Source organism: Chryseomicrobium imtechense, from assembly GCF_041475995.1.
In the GTDB taxonomy this organism is placed as follows: Bacteria; Bacillota; Bacilli; order Bacillales_A; family Planococcaceae; genus Chryseomicrobium; species Chryseomicrobium aureum.
The window spans coordinates 1-391 of record NZ_JBGOBM010000049.1; the positions used below are offsets into that span (position 1 = coordinate 1).

Annotated in this window: 1 protein-coding gene; it reads left to right on the top strand. The window is 52.9% G+C overall.

Annotation, left to right across the window (positions count from 1 at the left end):
* Positions 1 to 86 precede the first annotated feature (86 nt).
* On the top strand, positions 87 to 391 hold a 305-nt coding region (locus AB5N96_RS13565), incomplete at its 3' end, for a hypothetical protein (protein WP_499705766.1).

Here is a 391-nt window from a genome sequence, read left to right on the forward strand (position 1 = left end):
AGTGCAGTGAAGAAGATGCTATGAAGTTTCCACTGATTATGAGATTCACAAGGATCAGTAGAGGCGGAGCCGAGATGGAGAGTTAGTTGGATGCAGTCATTCCTATAAGAAGGTCTTGTCTTGGATGGATGGGTCGTACTGGAGATGGTCGGCGTGGGACGGATCAGGAAGAATCGCGCTTGGCCCGCGCTGAAGGGGCGGGCCAAGTCCTCTTCGTTCGTGGACTGGCTCTTCAGACGAACATCGCAGGGGAGACACATCCATCTGCGAGAAGACAAACAGCGCGGGAAAAGATTATGTCTACTTTTTCGCATACAAAAAAGGCCACCCCTGACGGGATGACCTTCTTCTCTGTTGCCCAGCGACGTCCTACTCTCACAGGGGGAGACCC